Consider the following 19771-nt stretch of genomic DNA (forward strand, 5'->3'; position numbering starts at 1 on the left):
ACCAGTTCCTCAAACTCGGCCACCGCCACAGGGGGGCTGAGCAGGTAGCCCTGCCAGGCGTGGCAGTGGTGGCGCTCCAGAAACTCGCGCTGCGCCTCGGTCTCCACGCCCTCCGCAATCACGCGCAGGCCCAGGCTGGTGCCCAGCGCCACCACCGTGCGCGCAATCGCCGCGTCATTGGGGTCGGTCAGCACATCGCGCACAAAGCTCTGGTCGATCTTGAGCTGGTCCAGCGGCAGGCGCTTGAGGTAGCTCAGCGACGAGTAGCCAGTGCCAAAGTCGTCCAGCGAAAAGCCCACGCCGTAGCCCTTGAGCTGGCCCATCTTGTCGATGGTGTCTTCCACGTCTTGCAGCAGCAGGCCTTCGGTCATCTCCAGCTTGAGCTGGTGGCCGTCAGCCCCCGCACCCGCCAGCGCCGCGAGCACCTGGGCGACAAAGCCGCTTTGGTGGAACTGCCGTGGGCTCACGTTCACGGCCAGGCTCAGCAAGGCAAGGTCGGGCTGCTGGGCCCATGCGGCCAGCCGCCGACAGGCTGCCTGCAGCACCCACTCGCCAAGCGGCAGGATCAGGCCGGTTTCTTCGGCCAGCGGGATGAAATGCGCGGGCGAGATGAATCCATCGCGCGGGTGCCGCCAGCGCAGCAGCGCCTCGGCCCCGGTAATGCGGCCGTGGTCGATCTGGGGTTGGTAATACAGCTCGAACTGGCCCTGGGCCAGGCCCACCCGCATGTCCAGCTCCAGCGTGGCGCGGGCGCTGACCGCAGCCTGCATCTGGGGGTCATAAAAGCGCAAGGTGTCCCGCCCCGCGTTCTTGGCCTGGTACAGCGCCAGGTCGGCACGCTTGAGCAGTTCGTCCACGGTCTCGCGTGTGCCGCTGTAGATGGTGACGCCCATGCTCAGCGAGCTGTGGTGCGCAGCGCCGTCGATCTGGTAGGGCTCGCGCAGCACACCCAGAATGCGCTGTCCTACGTCCTCGGCGCGCGCTGCGGCCTCCTCGGGGCTGTCGCCCAGGTCTTCCAGCACCACCACAAATTCGTCGCCGCCCTGTCGGGCCACGGTGTCGTCTTCATGCACACAGCCGCGCAAACGGTGCGCCACCTGCAACAGCAAGGCATCGCCCCGGTCGTGGCCCCGGGTTTCGTTCACCGTCTTGAAGTTGTCCAGGTCCAGCATCAGCAGTGCACCACTGCGCTGGTGGCGCGCGCTGGTGGCCAGCGCCTGCTGCAGCCGGTCCATTAGCAAACGGCGGTTGGGCAGGCGGGTGAGCGGGTCGTAGTAGGCCAGCTGGTTGATCTCTTCCTCGGCGGCTTTGCGCTCGCTCAGGTCCTGCATGGTGATCAGGCGCCCCCCCTCGACAAAAATGCCGGAGATCTCCACCGGCTTGTACTTGCCGTCCGCACAGCGGATCGTGTACTCGGCCAGCGGGATCACGCCCAGGTGCCTGGTGTCCAGCAGCCTCTGGCGGATCGCGTCGCGCTCTGCAGCGTCGGGGTAGGCGCGCTGCCACCAGGTGTCGGTGTCGGGCACCTCCTCCTGCGTGTAGCCGCAGATCTGGACATACCGCTGGTTGCGAAAGCTGATGAGCCCATCGTCCTGCACCAGGCACAGCCCCATGGGCAGGCGCTCCAGAATGCTGCGCAGGCGTTGTTCATTGGCCCGCAGGTTTTCTTCCATGCGCTTGCGCGCAGTGATGTCCTGCACCACGGCAATGTGGTGGCCGGGCGCGGAGCCTGACGCCCACATCGACGACACGGTCAGGTCGCCCCAGACCTCGTGCCCGTCCTTGTGGATGTAGCGTTTTTCCAGTCGGTATTCGGGCACATCACCGCTCTGCAACCGCCGGACATGGGCCAGGTCCGCTGCCAGGTCATCGGGGTGGGTGAGGCTCTGAAAAGTCATGCCCACCATTTCCTGCGGGCTGTAGCCCAGGATGTCGCCGTAGCGCTGGTTGACACGCACAAACTTGCCGGTGTCCGAATCTACCTGGGCTACACCCACAGTGGTCTGGTTGAAAAGCGCACGAAACCGCTCTTCGCTCTCGCGCCGCGCATCGTCGGACAACTGGGCGCGCATCAGCGCCAGGGTGCGCTGGCGCACCAGCAGGGCCACGGTGGACGCCAAGAGCAACGACACCAGCGCCGCAGCCAGCCCGGCCAGCCAAGGCAAGCGCGTTTCGGATGCCGTCAGGAACGACCGGGTTGGATAGAAGGTGAGCTGCCAGCGCCGGTCATGCACTCCCAGCTCGCGCACCAGGGGCTGCGCGCCGGGCAGGCCCGGAGCCGTCTGTTCCAGCAAGGGGCGCACTGTGCTGTCGCCTGATTCGGTGCGCACCGGTCCCAGGTCGGCCATGGCGACTGCGATGCCGTTCAAAAACCCCTGGCTGCCCAACCCCTGCACCAGGTCATACACCCGCAGGGTGGAGGCCACCGCCCCCACAAAACGCTGCTCGGCCGTACCTGCGGTGGGGTCGAACACCGGCACGCGAATGACGATGCCTGCGCGGTGTCTATCCTCCTGAAGCAGATCGAACGGGGCAGACACCACGGTCTGCCCGCTGTCGCGGCTGTAGCGCATGGCCGCTAGGTTGGTGGGCTGGACACTGATATCGAGGCCCAGCACACCCTCGTTGCCGAACATGGGCCAGAGGTACTCGGCCACAAAATACTCGGGACGCTCGCCGGGCGGGTGGATCTTGAATCGCGGCAGACCTTCGGGAGACAGCGAGGTGTCGGCCCGCACGCTGGCCTCATAGGCCTCGCGATGCCGCCCCGGCACCCAGCGCGTAAAAGACAGGTTGCGCACGCCAGGGTAGCGCTGGCCCACCTCCATCTCGCTGGCGGCCCGTTCAAAATCCAGGCGCGACAAGCGCGGATTGGCGGTGAACAGCCCCCGCAGGCCATTGACGACCTCAGTGTGGCCGGCGATGCGCTGGCTCAGCGCCTCGGTGAATGCCCGCGTCTCCTGGGTAAATCGCGCTTCGTCTATCTGCGCCATCGACGCGGCCTGGTGCTGCGCCAGCCACAGGCTCACCACCAACCCCAGGGCGGCCACACCCAGGCCCGCCACCCAATGCCGATAGCGGCTTTGGGGTGCCAGTCCAGCCAACGGGGTTGGGTTGAAAGAAGTCAGATCTGCGCCTTTGCGTCGCCCAGCAAACATCCGGCCAGGCAGTGGGGTCATCACGCAGGATAGCGGCAATCCCGCCGCGGTGGAGCCAACAAATCGTTACGGTCAAAAATTTAAGAAAAAAGTGCTTCCAGCGCCACAGCCACATGCCTTGCAAGCTATGAAATGATGAGCATATTTCATAACCCATACAGTCACGGGTTTACCCCAATGAGCGCTCCCGATGCGACGGGGTACGGCGCAAACTGGCTGCGGTTTTCGTTCACATCCAGCGCCCGCCCGATGGGCGGAAACGCCCGCTGCGGGCACGCATCCCGCTCGCACACCTTGCAGCCCATGCCAATCGGCACGGCCGCCTCGGGGTCGGCCAGGTCCAGCCCGCGCGCATACACCAGCTGCGCGGCATGCCGGATGTCGCAGCCCAGCGCCACCGAGAACTCCTTGCCCGGCACGCCCCACCCGCCCCCGCTGCGCGATACCGTGCGTGCCACCCACAGGTAGGCGCGCCCATCTGGCATGCGCGCCACCTGCGGCACGGTGCGGCCCGGCTGGGCAAAAGCCTCGTACACGTTCCACAGCGGGCAGGTGCCGCCGATCTTGCTGAAGTGAAAGTGTGTGGCCGACTGCCGCTTGCTGATGTTGCCCGCCCGGTCCACCCGAATAAAGAAAAAAGGCACGCCACGCGCGCTGGGCCGTTGCAGCGTGGACAGGCGGTGGCACACCGTCTCGAACCCCACACCAAACTGGTGGCCCAGCCGGTCGATATCGTAGTGCGCAGCCTCGGCCGCCCGCAAAAAGGCCGCGTAGGGCAACACCAGCGCCCCCGCAAAGTAGTTGGCCAGGCCAATGCGCGCCAGTGCCCGGGCCTGGTCACTCGATAGCGCGGCGCCGTCGGCAATGCGCTGCAGCGCGTCACCCTGCTCCAGAAATGCCAGCTGCGTCGCCATCTGGAACGCGCGCTGCCCGCGCTCCAACCCCGCCGCCAGCTGCAGCAGCCCGGCCTCTGCCTGGAACACGCGCTGCGCCTGGCCAGGCAGGTCGGCCACATCCACCACGCGCACCCCGTGGGCCACGAGCAGGCGTTGGGCCAGCGCCTCATCGGCCCGGCCGGGCAGCAGGCCCCAGTCGGCGGCACATCGCTCGGCCGCGTCGTCCAGCTCGGCAATGTGGTTCTGGCGCGCAAAGAAGAAGTCGCGCACCTCTTCATAGGCCATGGGCGGGTGGCTGGGCAGTGGGGCCACCCCACTGCGGTCGTCACCCAGACTGCCCAGCGCCTCTAGCCGCTCCAGCGCTTGGCGGTGCCGCTGGTGCAACGCCAGCAGCGTGCGCGCCACGGCGGGCATACCTGCGGCCAGCTCGCGGATCTCGGCCAGGGACACGGCATCGCCAGCGCCGTCTCCGGCGAGGCCCGCAGGCAGGTCCGCCAGCACCTCGCGCAGGCCGGTGATGAGGCGCGCCTCATCGTCATCCGAAAAGCGCTGCACGTCCACGCCGAACACGGCGTTGATCTTGAGCAGGACGGGCACCGTGAGCGGGCGCTGGTTTTGCTCCAGCTGGTTGAGGTAGCTGGCCGAAAGGTCCAGCGCCCGGGCCAGCGCAATCTGGGTCATGCCGCGCTCTTCGCGCAGGCGGCGCAGGCGCACGCCCATGAAGGTTTTTTTCATTCGATCTTTCGCAGTGGCACCAGAGAGCGACCAAAGAATCATTCGCAACATTTGCAATCTGATGAATTTGCATTCGCAATCATTCGCCAATTCAGGCCTTACAGAGTGGTGCCATTGTGCGTAAATTGCGAAGCATGACAACCCCCACCGGCACCGTCGAGTTGACGGAAATCGTCTTCCCCGCAGCGGCCAACCACTACGGCACGCTGTTCGGCGGCAACGCCTTGCAGCTGATGGCCAAGGCGGCGTTTCTGGCAGCGCGCGGTGCCGCAGCGCGTGACGTGGTGATGGCAGGCGTGACCGACGTGCGTTTTCTGGCCCCCGTACCTGTGGGCCATGTGCTCACGCTGCGCGCCTGGGTCAGCCGCATGGGCCGCAGCTCGCTCACCGTGTGTGTGACGGGTCTGGCAGCCACGCTGGGCTCGCCACCTGAAGAGGTGCTCAAGGGAATTTTTGAAATGGTGGCGGTGGACGGCAAGGGCCGCCCTACCCCCATCACCCACGCTTATACAAACCAGGAGACTGCATGACCACTACCGCCGTTGAAACCCCGGGCTTCAAGCCCAAGAAATCCGTGGCCCTGTCGGGCGTGACGGCGGGCAACACCGCCCTGTGCACCGTGGGCCGCACGGGCAACGACCTGCACTACCGGGGCTACGACATCCTCGACATTGCCGAGGTCTGTGAGTTTGAAGAAATCGCCCACCTGCTGGTGCACGGCAAGCTGCCCACGCGCGCCGAACTGCGTGCCTACAAGGCCAAGCTCAAAGCCCTGCGTGGCCTACCCATGAGTGTGAAGCAGGCGCTGGAGCAACTGCCCGCTGCCAGCCACCCCATGGACGTGATGCGCACCGGCGTCTCGGCCCTGGGTTGCGCACTGCCCGAAAAGGACGACCACAACCTGCCGGGTGCGCGCGACATTGCCGATCGACTCATGGCGTCGCTGGGCTCCATGCTGCTGTATTGGTACCACTGGGCCAGCTCGGGCCGCCGCATCGAAGTGGAGACCGATGACGACTCCATCGGCGCGCACTTTTTGCACCTGCTGCATGGTGCCAAACCCAGCGCTGCCTGGGAGCGTGCGATGCACACCTCGCTCAACCTGTATGCCGAGCACGAGTTCAACGCATCCACCTTCACCGCCCGGGTGGTGGCGGGCACGGGCAGCGACATGTATTCGGCCATCACCGGCGCCATCGGTGCGCTGCGCGGGCCCAAGCATGGTGGTGCAAATGAAGTGGCGTTTGAAATTCAGAAGCGCTATGACTCGCCCGACGAGGCCGAGGCCGACATCCGCCGCCGCGTGGAGGCCAAGGAGGTGGTCATCGGATTCGGCCACCCGGTCTACACGGTAAGCGACCCGCGCAACGTCGTCATCAAGGGCGTGGCACGCAGCCTGTCGCAAGACGCTGGCAGCACCAAGATGTTTGACATTGCCGAGCGGCTGGAGACCGTGATGTGGGAGGTGAAAAACATGTTCCCCAACCTCGACTGGTTCAGCGCCGTGAGCTACCACATGATGGGTGTGCCCACCGCCATGTTCACGCCGCTGTTCGTCATCGCACGCACCAGCGGTTGGGCGGCGCACATCATCGAGCAGCGCATCGACAACAAAATCATCCGGCCGAGTGCGAACTACACCGGGCCGGAAGACCTGGCGTTTGTGCCGATCCAGGACCGCAAGTAAAGCAAGTCACAAGACGCCCCCAGCCCCTTCCCCACGTTCATGAACACTCTGTACCGCAAGAAGCTGCCTGGCACGCAGCTCGACTACTTTGACGCCCGCGAGGCGGTCGAAGCCCTGCAACCCGGCGCCTGGGCCACCCTGCCCTACACCGCCCGCGTGTTTGCCGAAAACATCGTGCGCCGTACTGATCCGGCCACCATCGACGACTGCCTGCGCCAGCTCGTCGAGCGCCGCAATGACCGCGACTTTCCGTGGTACCCGGCGCGCGTGGTGTGCCACGACATCCTGGGCCAAACCGCCCTGGTGGACCTGGCGGGCCTGCGCGATGCGATTGCCAAGGAGGGTGGCGACCCGGCCCAGGTGAACCCTGTCGTGCCGGTGCAGCTCATCGTGGACCATTCGCTGGCCGTGGAATGTGGCGGGTTCGACCCCGATGCGTTTGCCAAGAACCGCGCCATCGAAGACCGCCGCAACGAAGACCGCTTTCACTTCATCGAGTGGACGAAAAAGGCCTTTGCCAATGTGGATGTGATCCCGGCGGGGAACGGGATCATGCACCAGATCAATCTGGAGAAGATGTCGCCGGTCGTGCAAGTACAAGGCGGCGTGGCCTACCCCGACACCTGCGTGGGCACGGACAGTCACACGCCGCATGTGGACGCGCTGGGCGTGATTGCCATCGGCGTGGGTGGCCTGGAGGCCGAGAACGTGATGCTGGGCCGCGCATCGATGATGCGGCTGCCCGAGATCGTGGGCGTACAGCTGACCGGCCAGCGCCAGGACGGCATCACCGCCACCGATGTGGTGCTGGCGCTCACCGAGTTTTTGCGCAAGGCCAAGGTGGTGGGTACCTACCTGGAATTCTTTGGCGACGGTGCAGCCAAGCTCACGATTGGCGACCGCGCCACCATATCGAACATGGCGCCCGAGTACGGCGCCACGGCGGCCCTGTTCAGCATCGACGAACAGACGCTGGAATATTTGACGCTGACGGGCCGCGAGGCGGAACAAGTGAAGCTGGTCGAGGCCTATGCCAAGGCCGCGGGATTGTGGTCCGACACACTCCAGGACGCTGTCTATGCGCGCAACCTGGTGTTCGACCTGTCGAGCGTGGTGCGCAACCTGGCCGGCCCCTCCAACCCGCATGCGCGCGTGGCCACGTCCGACCTGGCCGCCCAAGGCATCGCGGGCACCTGGGCCATGCCCGCACCGCAGGACGGCACGATGCCCGATGGCGCCGTGGTCATTGCCGCCATCACCAGCTGCACCAACACCTCCAACCCGCGCAACGTGATTGCCGCAGCCCTGCTGGCGCGCAACGCAAACCAGCTGGGCCTCACGCGCAAGCCCTGGGTCAAGACCTCGCTCGCGCCCGGCTCCAAGGCGGTAGAGCTGTATTTGAAAGAAGCCGGTTTGCTGGCCGACCTGGAAAAGCTCGGCTTTGGCATCGTGGCCTTTGCCTGCACCACCTGCAACGGAATGAGTGGCGCGCTGGACCCTGCCATTCAGCAGGAAATCATCGACCGCGACCTGTACGCCACCGCCGTGCTCTCGGGCAACCGCAATTTCGACGGACGCATCCACCCCTATGCCAAGCAGGCCTTCCTGGCCTCGCCCCCGCTCGTGGTGGCCTATGCGATTGCGGGCACGGTACGTTTTGACATCGAAAAGGATGTGCTGGCGGTGGTCAACGGCCAGTCGATTCGCCTCAAAGACCTGTGGCCCAGCGACGCAGAAATCGACGCCGTGGTGAAAACTGCCGTGAAGCCCGCGCAGTACCGCGCCGTGTACGAACCCATGTTCGCCATCCGGCGGGACGATGGCCAGCGCGTCTCGCCGCAGTACGGCTGGCGAGCGCAGTCCACCTACATCCGCCGCCCGCCCTACTGGGACACCGAGGGCATCGGTGCACTCGCCGCCCACCCGCGCACGTTGAAAGGCATGCGCCCCCTGGCCATCCTGCCCGACAACATCACCACGGACCACCTCTCGCCATCCAACGCCATCCTGCCGGACAGCGCGGCGGGCGAATACCTGGCCCAGATGGGCGTGCCCGAGGAGGACTTCAACTCCTACGCCACGCACCGGGGCGACCACCTCACCGCCATGCGCGCCACGTTTGCCAACCCGCAGCTCGTCAATGAAATGGCCGTGGTGGATGGCCAGGTGAAAAAGGGATCGCTCGCCCGCGTGGAGCCCGATGGCCAGGTCATGCGCATGTGGGAGGCCATCGATACCTATCTGAACCGCCGCCAGCCGCTCATCATCATTGCCGGTGCCGACTACGGCCAGGGGTCGAGTCGCGACTGGGCTGCCAAGGGTGTGCGCCTGGCGGGCGTGGAGGTGGTGGTGGCTGAAGGGTTTGAGCGCATTCACCGGACCAACCTGATCGGGATGGGGGTGTTGCCGCTGGAGTTTGGGGCGGGGGTCAACCGCACCACGCTGGGGCTGGATGGGACGGAGGTGTATCGCGTGGAGGGAGAGATGAAACCCCGCGCCGAACTCATGCTGGTCATCCGCCGCAAAAATGGCGAGGAAACAAAGGTGCCCATGACATGCCGCCTGGACACGGCCGAAGAGGTCTCCATCTACGAAGCGGGCGGCGTCCTGCAACGCTTTGCGCAAGACTTCCTCGCCAAGAATGCAGGCCAAAAACAGGCTCTGGCGCCCGCCTAAAAAGCGCCAAACGCTATCAATTTTGACAAATCTCCATGAGCATTTCATCGGCACCACAGATACGCACTCCCGCCACCTACATGCGGGGGGGCACGAGCAAAGGCGTGTTCTTTCGCCTCGACGACCTGCCCGCCTCTGCCCAACAACCCGGCACGGCGCGCGACGCCTTGCTGCTGCGTGTGCTGGGCAGTCCCGACCCCTATGGCAAGCAGATCGACGGCATGGGCAATGCCTCGTCCAGCACCAGCAAAGCCGTGATCCTGAGCCGCAGCACGCAGCCGGGGCATGACGTGGACTACCTGTTTGGCCAGGTGTCCATCGACCAGCCGTTCGTGGACTGGAGCGGCAACTGCGGCAACCTTTCAGCCGCCGTGGGGCCCTGCGCCATCCACATGGGGCTGATCGATGCGGCGCGCATTCCCCAGAACGGTACCTTTCCGGTCCGCATCTGGCAGGCCAACATCGGCAAGACCATCGTGGCGCATGTGCCGATGAACAATGGGCAGGTGCAGGAAACGGGTGACTTTGAACTGGACGGCGTGACGTTTGCGGCAGCCGAGGTGGCGCTGGAGTTCATCGACCCGGCTGACGATGACGATGAAGGGAGCGCCATGTTCCCGACTGGCAACGTGGTGGACACGCTGGAAGTCCCGGGCGTCGGCAGCTTCGCCGCCACGCTGATCAACGCAGGCATCCCCACCATCTTTCTCAACGCGCAAGAGCTGGGCTACACGGGCACGGAGCTGCAGGGCGAGATCAACGGCGATGCAGGGGCGCTGGCACGCTTCGAGACTATCCGTGCCCACGGTGCCCTCCGCATGGGCCTGATCCAGCACATGAGCGAGGCCGCAACCCGTCAGCACACCCCCAAGATCGCATTCGTCGCGACACCGGCCAGCTACACGGCCTCCAGCGGCAAGGCCATCGACGCCAAAGACATCGACCTGCTGGTGCGCGCGCTCTCCATGGGCCAGTTGCACCACGCCATGATGGGCACGGCGGCGGTGGCCATTGGCACTGCCGCCGCAGTCCCCGGCACGCTGGTCAACCTGGCGGCTGGCGGCGGCGTGCGCAGCAGCGTGCGGTTTGGCCACCCCTCGGGCACCCTGCGTGTGGGGGCTGAAGCAGCACAGATCAACGGCCAGTGGAAGGTGACCAAGGCCCTGATGAGCCGCAGTGCCCGCATCCTCATGGAAGGCTGGGTCAGGGTGCCCAGCGACACTTTTTGAGCCAAAACCACGCCATGCGCTAGTGAAACATGCGCTATCAGCTATCAAAAATATAGCAACATCAATCCCCATCTGTTCCATGAATACCAAACAGCAACTCAAAGCCCTAGTCCAAGCCCGCCGTGGCGTCATCGTGCCCGGCGCGTTCAACGCCCTGTCCGCCCGCGTGGTGGCAGACCTGGGTTTTGAAGCCATTTACGTCACCGGTGCAGGTGTGACCAACATGTGGTTTGGCCTGCCGGACCAGGCCTTCATGGGCCTGACCGACATTGCCGACCATACAGCCCGCATGCGCGACGCTGTGGAGCACCTGCCGCTCATCGTCGATGCCGACACGGGCTTTGGCAACGCGCTCAACACTTACCACGCGGTGCGAACGCTGGAGCGCGCAGGCGCCGACTGCATCCAGCTCGAAGATCAGGTCAGCCCCAAGCGCTGCGGGCATTTCAACGGCAAGGAAGTGATCGCTACCTGCGAGATGCTGGACAAGATCAAGGCGGCCGTGGATGCACGCCGTGACGCGGACACCCTTATCCTGGCCCGCACCGACGCCTGCGCCACGCAGGGCTTTGAGGCCGCCGTGGAGCGCGCCCAGCGCTTTCAGGAGGCAGGCGCCGACATCCTGTTTGTGGAGGCCGTCACCACGCTGGAAGAGATCCGTGCCCTGCCCCAGCGGCTGGCGGCGCCGCAGCTCATGAACATGGTGATCGGTGGCAAGACGCCCATCACCAGCGCCGAAGAGCTGGCCACCCTGGGCTACGGCCTGGTGCTGTATGCCAACGCGGCGCTGCAAGGTGCGGTGGCGGGCATGCAAAAGGCATTGACCGTGTTACGCGACACCCGGCGCATCGACGAGGACCCCACGCTGGTGGCGCCGTTTGCCGAGCGCCAGCGGCTGGTGCGCAAGGCCGACTGGGATGCGCTGGAGGCAAAGTACGCCAGGCCGTAGCGTAGCGAACGGGGCAAGCACATGTCGCATTTTTGCATTTGAGACAGCACAAGCCACCAGCGCAGCGCACAATGGTTCATTCCGCCACACAGTGCACGCTGCCTGATGCAAAGCATTTCTTCACTCAATTTGGCGAATTCGTTGCTGGACGCCGTCTGCATTGTTCAAGCGGACAGCACAATTGTGTTCGTCAGTTCTGCTTTCGAGCGCATCTTCGGATACGCGCCCGAGGAAGTCGTCGGCAAACGCATGCTGGATCTGGTGCACCCGGAAGACCTCGCCGCCACGCAGCGTCAAGCCCAGAGCGTGACGCAAGGCGAACTGCAGCTACAGTTTGAAAACCGCTATGTGCGCAAGGACGGATCCATTGCGCACATCCTCTGGACAGCACGCTGGCTGCCAGACAGGCAGGTACGGCTTGCTGTGGCCCATGACATCACCGAGCGCAAGGCCACTGAGTCGATGCAGGCGGTGATCTACGCCATCTCCGAAGCCGCGCACACCACACACAACCTGCAGGCGCTGTTTCAACACATCCACCAGATCATCGGCACTCTTTTGCCCGCCACCAATTTTGCGGTGGCCTTGTACAGCGCGCACGATGACCGGCTGAGCTTTCCGTACCACGTCAACGAACATCTTCCCGCGCCCGAGCCCATGGCGCTGGCCGAGGATCCACGCTATGCGGAGGTGATCCGTGGCGGTGCCACCTTGCTGCTCACACCACAAGTCTCGGTATCGAAGTCCACACACTGGCGCGCTGCTGGGCCCGCCACACAGGGAGCGCTTTATTGGCTGGGGGCGCCTTTGCAAACGCCGCGCGGGCCACTGGGCGCGCTGGTTCTGCAGAGTTATACAGAACAAGGCCGCTACACCGACAAGGACAAGGATCTGCTGCAGTTTGTCTCCACCCAGGTGGCCGCAGCCATCGAACGCAAGCAGATTTATGAGCGCCTGGAACACATGGCGCAGTACGACCAGCTCACGCACCTGCCCAATCGCCCGCTGTTCCTGGACCGCCTCAAGACCGCCCTGGCCCGCGCGCGGCGCGACCAGACGCTGCTGTCGCTGCTGTTCATTGACCTGGACCGCTTCAAAGAGGTGAACGACACCTTGGGCCATGCCATGGGCGACCTGCTGCTGCAGCGCGTGGCGCAGCGGTTGCTCGAATGCGTGCGCGCATCCGACACCGTGGCACGGCTGGGCGGTGATGAATTTGTGGTGCTGCTCGAAGGGGGCCAGGCCCGCGAGCACGCCAGTGCAGCGGCCGACAAGATACTCGCAGCCTTTGGCCAGGACTTCGACCTAGAAGGCCAGCGCGTGTACATCCAGCCCAGCATTGGCGTGGCCATCTACCCCGAGCATGGCGGCGAAGAGCACCGCCTGTTGGGTCGCGCCGACGAGGCCATGTACCTGTCCAAGCGCAACGGGGGCAACCAGGTGCGGGTGGCACTGGTGCCCCAGCATTCCTGACGTCCGCATCCCCTGCCCGTGGCGCACACGCCCTGCCCTGACCCTGACGCCCCTGACGTGACTGCGGCGTGTGCACTCACCGCAGCCAAGGCGCCCATGCTGCAACTGGCCGTGCGATTGGGACTGGCTGTGGTGGCCGTGCCGGTGGCCCTGGCCATCACCCTCCTGCTTTTTCCCGTATGGTCATGGCTGGAGCACACGACTGGCATCGAGAGTGTGGGCCACAGCGGGCCAGCCAGTTGGTGTTACCTGGCCGTCTGGGTGCCAATCGCCACGGCCCTGCTCCTGCCCCCGCTGTGGCGACTGGCGCGTGCACTCTTGCGCGGTCCGCATGGCCACGCAGGCACATAGGGGTTCTCGGGCCGGGGCCGACCGCCGCAGGCGTATCACCGCACAATGCTGCCTTGCATCCGTTGCCACTCAGCCCGATGCGCCGGCCCATCCCCGGGTCGCTTCACAACACCTGGTGCCCAGCGCCCCACACCCATGCTCTACAACGCCTTGAAGCTTGTCCATGTCCTGTCCATCATCGTCTGGGTGGGGGGTATGGTGTTTGCCCACTTTTTCCTGCGGCCTGCCGCGCAGTCGCTGGAGCCACCGCAACGCGTACGGCTGATGCATGACGTGCTGCAACGCTTTTTTGTGGCGGTAACCGTCGCCGTGGTGGTGGTGCTGGCCAGTGGCCTGTGGATGATCGGCCGCGCGGCCAAGCAGGCCGTTCTGAGCGGCGGGGTGTTCTCCATGCCACTGGACTGGACCATCATGGCCACGCTGGGCCTGGTGATGATGGCCATCTTCGGCCATATCCGCTTTGCGTTGTTCCGGCGCCTGCAGCGCGCGGTAGCAGCGTCGGACTGGCCCAGCGGCGCCAAGGCCCTGGGCAGCATCCGCAGCTGGGTGGGCGTGAACCTGGCGCTGGGTGTGGTGATCGTCGTGGTCACGCTGCTGGCCTAGCCTGCCGTCCCGCTGCGCCGCCCCATGTTGATGGGCCCACGGGCCGCCGCACTGCGCGGCGGTGCCTGCCATGTGGCCCCAGGAGTTTTGACGTTGTTCCGATTCTTCGAAAGCCGGCTTCCCCCCTACCCCGCCGCAGAGCCGCACTTGCCTCCCAAGGCCTTTTTGGCCTTTGTGTGGGATGGCACCCGTGGCCTGCGAGGCTATGTGGCCGCCATGGCAGGCTTGTCCGCCGCCATCGCCATTTACGAAGCGCTGCTGTTTGCGGTGCTGGGCCATGTGGTGGACTGGATTGCCACGACGGCCCCAGGCGCACTGTGGGCCGAGCGGCAGGACGCGCTGATCGGCATCACGGCGCTGCTGCTGACGTCGGTAGTGCTGGTCGCTTTGCAGACCAGCATCAAGCACCAGGTACTGGCCATCAACTTTCCGCTGCGCCTGCGCTGGAACTTTCACCGGCTGATGCTGGGCCAGAGCATGGCGTTCTACGCCGACGAGTTTGCGGGCCGCATCACCACCAAGATCATGCAGACCGCACTGGCCGTGCGCGACATGATCTTCACGACCACCGACGTGGTGATTGGCATGGGCATCTACCTGGTGACCATCCTTGTGCTGCTGGCCGGGTTTGACGCGCGGCTGCTGCTGCCGTTTGCCGCGTGGATGGTGGCCTATGGCCTGGCCTGCTGGTACTTTGTGCCGCGCCTGGGCCAGGTGGGCAAGGCGCAGGCCGACGCGCGCTCGGTGATGACCGGGCGCATCACCGACGCGTACACCAACATTGCCACCGTCAAGCTGTTCTCGCACACGCGGCGCGAATCCGAATTCGCGCGTGCCGCCATGGACGCGTTCAAGCTGACCGGCTATGCGCAGATGCGCCTGGTGAGCCTGTTCGAGATCGTCAACCAGCTGCTGGTGGTGGCCATGATTCTCGGCGCGTGCGGCACGGCCCTGTGGCTATGGTCTGCCGGTGAGGTGGGTGCGGGTGCCGTGGCCGCCGTCACCGCGATGACGCTGCGCGTGTCGGGCCACGCGCACTGGGTGATGTGGGAGATGACCACCCTGTTTGAGAGCGTGGGCACCATCCAGGACGGCATCAACACGCTGACCAGGCCGCGCGCCGTGGTCGATGCCCCCGACGCCAAGCCCCTGGCCGTGACCCAGGGCGAGGTGCGTTTTGAGGACATGAGCTTTGCCTACGGCAGCGGCCCCGATGCCCGCCCGGTGATCGACCGCCTCAACCTCACCATCCGCCCCGGCGAGAAGATCGGTCTGATTGGCCGCTCGGGCGCGGGCAAGTCCACGCTGGTCAACCTGCTGCTGCGCTTTCATGACGTGCAGTCGGGCCGCATTCTCATCGACGGGCAGGACATTGCCCAAGTCACCCAGGACAGCCTGCGCCGCCACATCGGCATGGTCACGCAAGACACCTCGTTGCTGCACCGCTCCATGCGCGACAACATCCTGTACGGCCGCCCCGATGCCAGCGAGGCCGACCTGCACCAGGCGGCTACGCGTGCCGAGGCCGCAGACTTCATCGCCACACTCACCGACCTGCAGGGCCGCACCGGCTACGACGCCCATGTAGGTGAGCGCGGCGTCAAGCTCTCGGGCGGGCAGCGCCAGCGCGTGGCCATTGCACGCGTGATGCTGAAAGACGCGCCCATCCTGTTGCTGGACGAAGCCACCAGCGCGCTCGACTCCGAGGTCGAAGCCGCCATCCAGCAAAGCCTGGACGGCCTGATGCAAGGCAAGACGGTGATCGCCATTGCCCACCGCCTGTCCACCATCGCAGCCATGGACCGACTCATCGTGATGGATGCAGGTCGTATCGTCGAAGAAGGCACCCACTCGCAGCTGCTGGGCCAGGGCGGCGTGTATGCCCGGCTGTGGGGGCACCAGAGCGGTGGCTTCCTAGGCGAATCGGAAGAAGACTGAGTCGGCGAGGACGGACATGAGCCGCATGGGCGACACGCTGTCGCGCACGCGGCTGTGCAGCGGGTGTGTTGTCCCTACGGTGGCGGGTTTCAACCACCGGATGGAATCGCACCGATGATCAAAGTCACCGCCGTTTACCGCTGGCGTGAGGCCGCCACCTTCAACCACGACTACTACCACTCCGAGCACATGCGCATCGCCCGCGCAGCATTGCAGCCGCTGGGCCTGGTGCGGCTGGAGAGCGACCGTGTTTTATACCCTGGCGAGCCGCGTCCGGGCCAGGTGGTGGCGCTGACCAACGCGTTCTTCAGCGACCTGAAGCAGGCCCAAACGGCCGCCAAGGCGACGATGGCTGAGCTGTCGGCAGACATTCCCAACTACACCAACATCCAGCCCGAGTCCTACTTTGCGCAGATGCTGGAGCACGAGGTAACAGCCGCTCAAGAACCCGCTTAACCGCGCTCGCGCACCGCTTTGAACAGCAGGCCCAGGCATACAGCCATGCCCAGCATCGGCACCGCGGCCAATACGGCCACCAGAGCGCGCGCCGGGATCGACCAGTCAAAATCGCGCGCCGTGCGCCAGGCACCAAAGGCTGCGACCAGCCCCAGGCCAAACATGCCCATGCGAAAGCTCGCACCAGGCTTGAAGAAGGCGATGAGCAGCACGGCATTGGCGACGCCAAAGGCCAGCGCCACATGGCCCAGGTGGATGGAAAACGAGGACCGTGCACCGTGGCTGCGCCCGTCGTCTTCCTCCTCATCATCGTCCGCCCGGCTGCGCGAGCGGCTGGGCGACGGTGTGTGGGAAGGCTGGGCACGCGCAGGCGCTGCGAGGGCTGCAGGGCCCCCGTCGGCCCTCCCCCACTCCGTGGCGGAAAGTCCTGCAGCAACTGCACCAGCCACCGCGGCAGATGACGACGCGCCAGGCACTGCGATGCTGGGCGACAGCCCACGCTCTTGCAGCACGGCGCGTAGCCGCCCCGGCTCGCGCAGGGCCGTCACCAGCGCGCGTACGGGCCCCTGATCCTGTGGCTTGATGCGCAGGTCGGCAATCTGCATGGTGGTGCCACGGGTGTTGGCCAGCATGAACAGCGCCTTGGCCACCAGTGTGTCTTTGGCGCCACCCTTGCCGCTCTCTATGAAGGTGCCCAGGTTGTAGGTGGCATCGGCGTGGCCCGCCTCGGCGGCCTGGGCGTACCAGGCGCGGGCCTGGGCCAGGTTCACGGGGCCACCATAGCGGCCATGCTCGTCGCTGGTGCCCAGGTGATAGGCCGCGTGCGGGTCACCCTCGCGGGCATACCAGCCCGGCAGGTCGCGCAGGATGTTGCCGGTCCACACCAGGGGCGGTGCAGCGCCTGGTGCAGACGAAGCCGCAGCCATAGGCGCCAGGCTCAGGCCACCGGGCGATTCGGACGCTTCCTGGGCCTGCTTCTTTTTCTGCGCACGCTGCCTTTGCTCTTGCGCGGCGGTGTTCCACTTCGCGGCCTGCTGTGCGTCCACTGGCCCGCCCCAACCGCGCTCGTACATCACGGCCAAAAGGCGCTTGGCGGGCTCGTGGTCCCATTCGGCCGCACGCTGGCACCAGGTGCGGGCGTTTTCGTAGTTGGGCTGCTCCCAGCCGATCACCGTTTCCAGCGCGTCCAGGTAGGCCGCGACCTCATGCCCTTGGGCTGCGGCGGGCGCCAGAGCGTCGGCGGCTTCAATGCGCCTGCGCGAGTACAGCGCCAACTGTTCGCTGCGGGCCACAGCGTCGTCCACCGCCTTGCGCTCTTCGTCCACGATGCGCAGCAATTGCTCCCCAAGGGCAGCCTTCAGTCGCGCCATCAGAGCCTGTATACGCTCCTTCGCCTTGTCCGGAAAGCGCTCGTAGAAGGCTTGGGCATCCTTGCGGGTCTCCGCATCGTGCGCCCCCATGAGCTGCAGTGCAGCCGCCAGATCGAAATGCCTGCGCTGGCCCATGGTGCCAAAGCGCAGTGACCGGCCCAGAGCGTAGACCGCATGGGGATTGCCCCGCGCAGCCCAACGCCGGTACTCAGCCCAGGCCGTGGCATCGTCGCCCGCCTGGCGGGCACGTGCAGCATGGCGTACTTGCAGGTCGGGCTCTTCAGGGGCATCGCCATTGGCCAGGTAGTGCACGCCACTTTGCGGGTCATACAGGTTCAGGCCCAGGCGGGCCGCCTGCTCCCAGCCATCGTCAAACGGCGGGCCCCAATCCGGGAAGCGGGTGTTGATGCCCACGCCAAAGGTCGGGTCGGTGATGTCAGGACCACCGAGGTAAATGTCCCAGAACCCGGCAAAGCGCAGTTCGACGGCCCGGGCCCAGGCAGTGAATTGGGGGTTTATCGGCACCTGGGGGCCGGCCTCCACGCGCTCGTACTGCGCGTCCGCCTCGGCCTTGGTGGCGGGCCAGGGCCAATCAGCGGGCTTCTCCCAGATCTGGATGGTGTAACTCACGGATCCCTCCTCGGATGCCGCTAGGGGCGCGGCTTGTTGTTGGCGTTGACGCTCGTCAAGTGCCAGCGAATTCTAGAAGCGGCCCCAGCTCGCCTGCATCGCGGCTCTTCTCTGTGTTGTCCAGTGATGTGCCAGCACCACAGCCGGATAACGCTCCCGCTTTTTGGGTAAAAATGGGCTGTAGCGCCGGTAATTCATGCCCAATTAGCTCTTTTTTTTATAGCAAATCATGTCCACACCACCCCTTTCTGCCATGGCCCTCGCCATGCCTGTGCCCAATGGCGAGCAGCTCAAGGCCGCGCGCGTTGCGGCCGGGCTCAGCCAGGCGCAAGCCGCCGAACTCATGGGCTACCCGCTGCAGACCGGCAGCCGGGGCGGCGTGCAATCGCGCACCTGGCAGGCGCTGGAGAGCATGACCGACGAGCGCAACATGCAGGGGCCGGTGTTTGCGATGTTTTTGTTGCTCACCGGGCAGCATCCAGATCTCGTGCTCACGCCACGTTCTCCGTCGGCGGACGCCCCCGCAAACGCGCAAGCGCCCAACCCGCAATAAAAAAGGCGGAACGGCCCGAAGGCTGTTCCGCCAAGTCTTTACAGGGAGCAAAAGGGGTCAGCGGAGCATCAGTCCACTTTGATGTTGGCCGCCTTGATGACCTGGGCCCACTTGTCCACTTCGGCTTTCTGGAACGTGGCGATCTGGGCCACGCTCATGTCGGCAGGCTCCATGCCAAACCCCTTGAGGCGGGTCTGCATGTCGGGCTGGGCGAGGATCTTGCGGATCTCGTCGTGCAGGCGGCTCACCACTTGGGTGGGCGTGCCCGCAGGCACAAAAATCGCCTGCCAGGACTGCACCTCGAAGTCCTTGAGCTCGGCCACACCCGACTCCGCCACCGTGGGCACGTCGGGCATGGAGGCCAGGCGCTTGGGCGATGTGACGGCAATGGCGCGCAGCTTGCCGCTCTGGATGTGGGGTGCGGCCACCACAGTGGTGTCAAACATCATGTCCACCTGGCCGCTGATCACGTCCTGGATCGCGGGGCCGCTGCCCTTGTAGGGAATGTGCGTGAACTTCACGCCCGACTTGTAGGCCAGCAGTTCCACCGCCAGATGCTGTGAGCTGCCCGTGCCAGCCGACGCGGACGACAGGCCGCCCTGCTTGCCCTTGGCGGCCGTCAGCACGTCCTTCAGGGTTTTGTAGGGACTGGCGGCGGACACCACCAGCACCACCGGGTTGGTGCCGATCAGCGTGACGGGGCTGAACGACTTGATGGGGTCGTAGCCCAGCTTGGGGTACAGGCTGATGTTGATGGCATGCGAGCTGACGGTACCGCCCAGCAGCGTGTAGCCGTCCGGGGCCGAGCGTGCGGCCGCCTCCGAGCCGATGCTGCCTGCGGCGCCGCCCTTGTTCTCCACCACCACCGTGGTGCCCAGGGCTGTGCCCAGTTGCTGGCCGATCAGGCGGGCCAGGGTGTCGGTGGTGCCACCGGCGGCAAAGGGCACCACGTAGCTGATGGGCTTGCCGGTGGGCCAGGTGGTCTGGGCCATGGCGGGCAGCGCCATCAGCGCGCCTGCGGCTGCCAGGACGGCGGATTGGACCAGGGTTCTGCGTTGCATGTGTTT

At 65.5% G+C, this 19771-nt stretch carries 15 protein-coding genes; 11 read left to right on the forward strand and 4 right to left on the reverse strand.

Annotation, left to right across the window (positions count from 1 at the left end):
* On the reverse strand, nt 1-2993 hold a 2993-nt coding region (locus ISS20_RS14785), incomplete at its 3' end, for an EAL domain-containing protein (protein WP_291437815.1).
* Nucleotides 2994-3319: 326 nt separating this feature from the next.
* Complete coding sequence (locus ISS20_RS14790) at nt 3320-4789, reverse strand: short-chain fatty acyl-CoA regulator family protein (RefSeq protein ID WP_291437803.1); 1470 nt, start codon at nt 4787-4789, stop codon at nt 3320-3322.
* A 134-nt stretch (nt 4790-4923) separates the two neighbouring features.
* On the opposite strand from ISS20_RS14790, the gene ISS20_RS14795 reads away from it, so the two are divergent.
* The 10 genes from ISS20_RS14795 to ISS20_RS14840 all read left to right on the forward strand — a co-directional run bounded on the left by ISS20_RS14795 (nt 4924) and on the right by ISS20_RS14840 (nt 16151).
* The gene (locus ISS20_RS14795; protein ID WP_291437804.1) at nt 4924-5319 is read left to right on the forward strand and encodes a hotdog domain-containing protein; all 396 of its coding nucleotides are present in this window, start codon (nt 4924-4926) and stop codon (nt 5317-5319) included.
* The gene (prpC, locus tag ISS20_RS14800) at nt 5316-6476 is read left to right on the forward strand and encodes a 2-methylcitrate synthase (protein ID WP_291437805.1); all 1161 of its coding nucleotides are present in this window, start codon (nt 5316-5318) and stop codon (nt 6474-6476) included. The genes ISS20_RS14795 and prpC overlap by 4 nt, the downstream gene beginning before the upstream one ends.
* Before the next feature lie 39 nt (nt 6477-6515).
* Complete coding sequence (gene acnD / locus ISS20_RS14805) at nt 6516-9152, forward strand: Fe/S-dependent 2-methylisocitrate dehydratase AcnD (RefSeq protein WP_291437806.1); 2637 nt, start codon at nt 6516-6518, stop codon at nt 9150-9152.
* 35 nt (nt 9153-9187) lie between these two features.
* Nucleotides 9188-10381, forward strand: a complete 1194-nt coding sequence (prpF, locus tag ISS20_RS14810) for a 2-methylaconitate cis-trans isomerase PrpF (protein WP_291437807.1) — start codon at nt 9188-9190, stop codon at nt 10379-10381.
* 79 nt (nt 10382-10460) lie between these two features.
* Complete coding sequence (locus tag ISS20_RS14815; RefSeq protein ID WP_291437808.1) at nt 10461-11330, forward strand: isocitrate lyase/PEP mutase family protein; 870 nt, start codon at nt 10461-10463, stop codon at nt 11328-11330.
* 105 nt (nt 11331-11435) lie between these two features.
* Complete coding sequence (locus tag ISS20_RS14820) at nt 11436-12803, forward strand: GGDEF domain-containing protein (RefSeq protein ID WP_291437809.1); 1368 nt, start codon at nt 11436-11438, stop codon at nt 12801-12803.
* A 57-nt stretch (nt 12804-12860) separates the two neighbouring features.
* A complete protein-coding gene (locus ISS20_RS14825; RefSeq protein WP_291437810.1) occupies nt 12861-13154 on the forward strand; it encodes a hypothetical protein in 294 nt (97 codons plus the stop codon).
* Nucleotides 13155-13289: 135 nt separating this feature from the next.
* On the forward strand, nt 13290-13757 hold the full coding sequence (locus ISS20_RS14830; protein ID WP_291437811.1) for a CopD family protein: 468 nt from the start codon (nt 13290-13292) through the stop codon (nt 13755-13757).
* A gap of 93 nt (nt 13758-13850) precedes the next feature.
* Nucleotides 13851-15695: an ABC transporter ATP-binding protein gene (locus ISS20_RS14835; RefSeq protein ID WP_291437816.1), complete on the forward strand. Its 1845-nt coding sequence runs from the start codon at nt 13851-13853 to the stop codon at nt 15693-15695.
* Between the two features lie 114 nt (nt 15696-15809).
* Complete coding sequence (locus ISS20_RS14840) at nt 15810-16151, forward strand: EthD family reductase (protein ID WP_291437812.1); 342 nt, start codon at nt 15810-15812, stop codon at nt 16149-16151.
* Here the strand turns inward: ISS20_RS14840 and ISS20_RS14845 are convergent.
* The gene (locus ISS20_RS14845) at nt 16148-18151 is read right to left on the reverse strand and encodes a tetratricopeptide repeat protein (protein WP_291437813.1); all 2004 of its coding nucleotides are present in this window, start codon (nt 18149-18151) and stop codon (nt 16148-16150) included. The two genes, ISS20_RS14840 and ISS20_RS14845, sit on opposite strands and share 4 nt — an antisense overlap.
* Nucleotides 18152-18380: 229 nt before the next feature.
* On the opposite strand from ISS20_RS14845, the gene ISS20_RS14850 reads away from it, so the two are divergent.
* Nucleotides 18381-18704, forward strand: coding sequence for a helix-turn-helix transcriptional regulator (locus ISS20_RS14850; RefSeq protein WP_291437814.1), 324 nt, complete (start codon nt 18381-18383; stop codon nt 18702-18704).
* 68 nt (nt 18705-18772) lie between these two features.
* Here ISS20_RS14850 and ISS20_RS14855 read toward each other — a convergent pair whose 3' ends face one another.
* Complete coding sequence (locus tag ISS20_RS14855; RefSeq protein ID WP_291437817.1) at nt 18773-19765, reverse strand: tripartite tricarboxylate transporter substrate binding protein; 993 nt, start codon at nt 19763-19765, stop codon at nt 18773-18775.
* Nucleotides 19766-19771: the final 6 nt, after the last annotated feature.

It is taken from the genome of Acidovorax sp., from assembly GCF_016783915.1.
GTDB lineage: Bacteria > Pseudomonadota > Gammaproteobacteria > Burkholderiales > Burkholderiaceae_C > Acidovorax.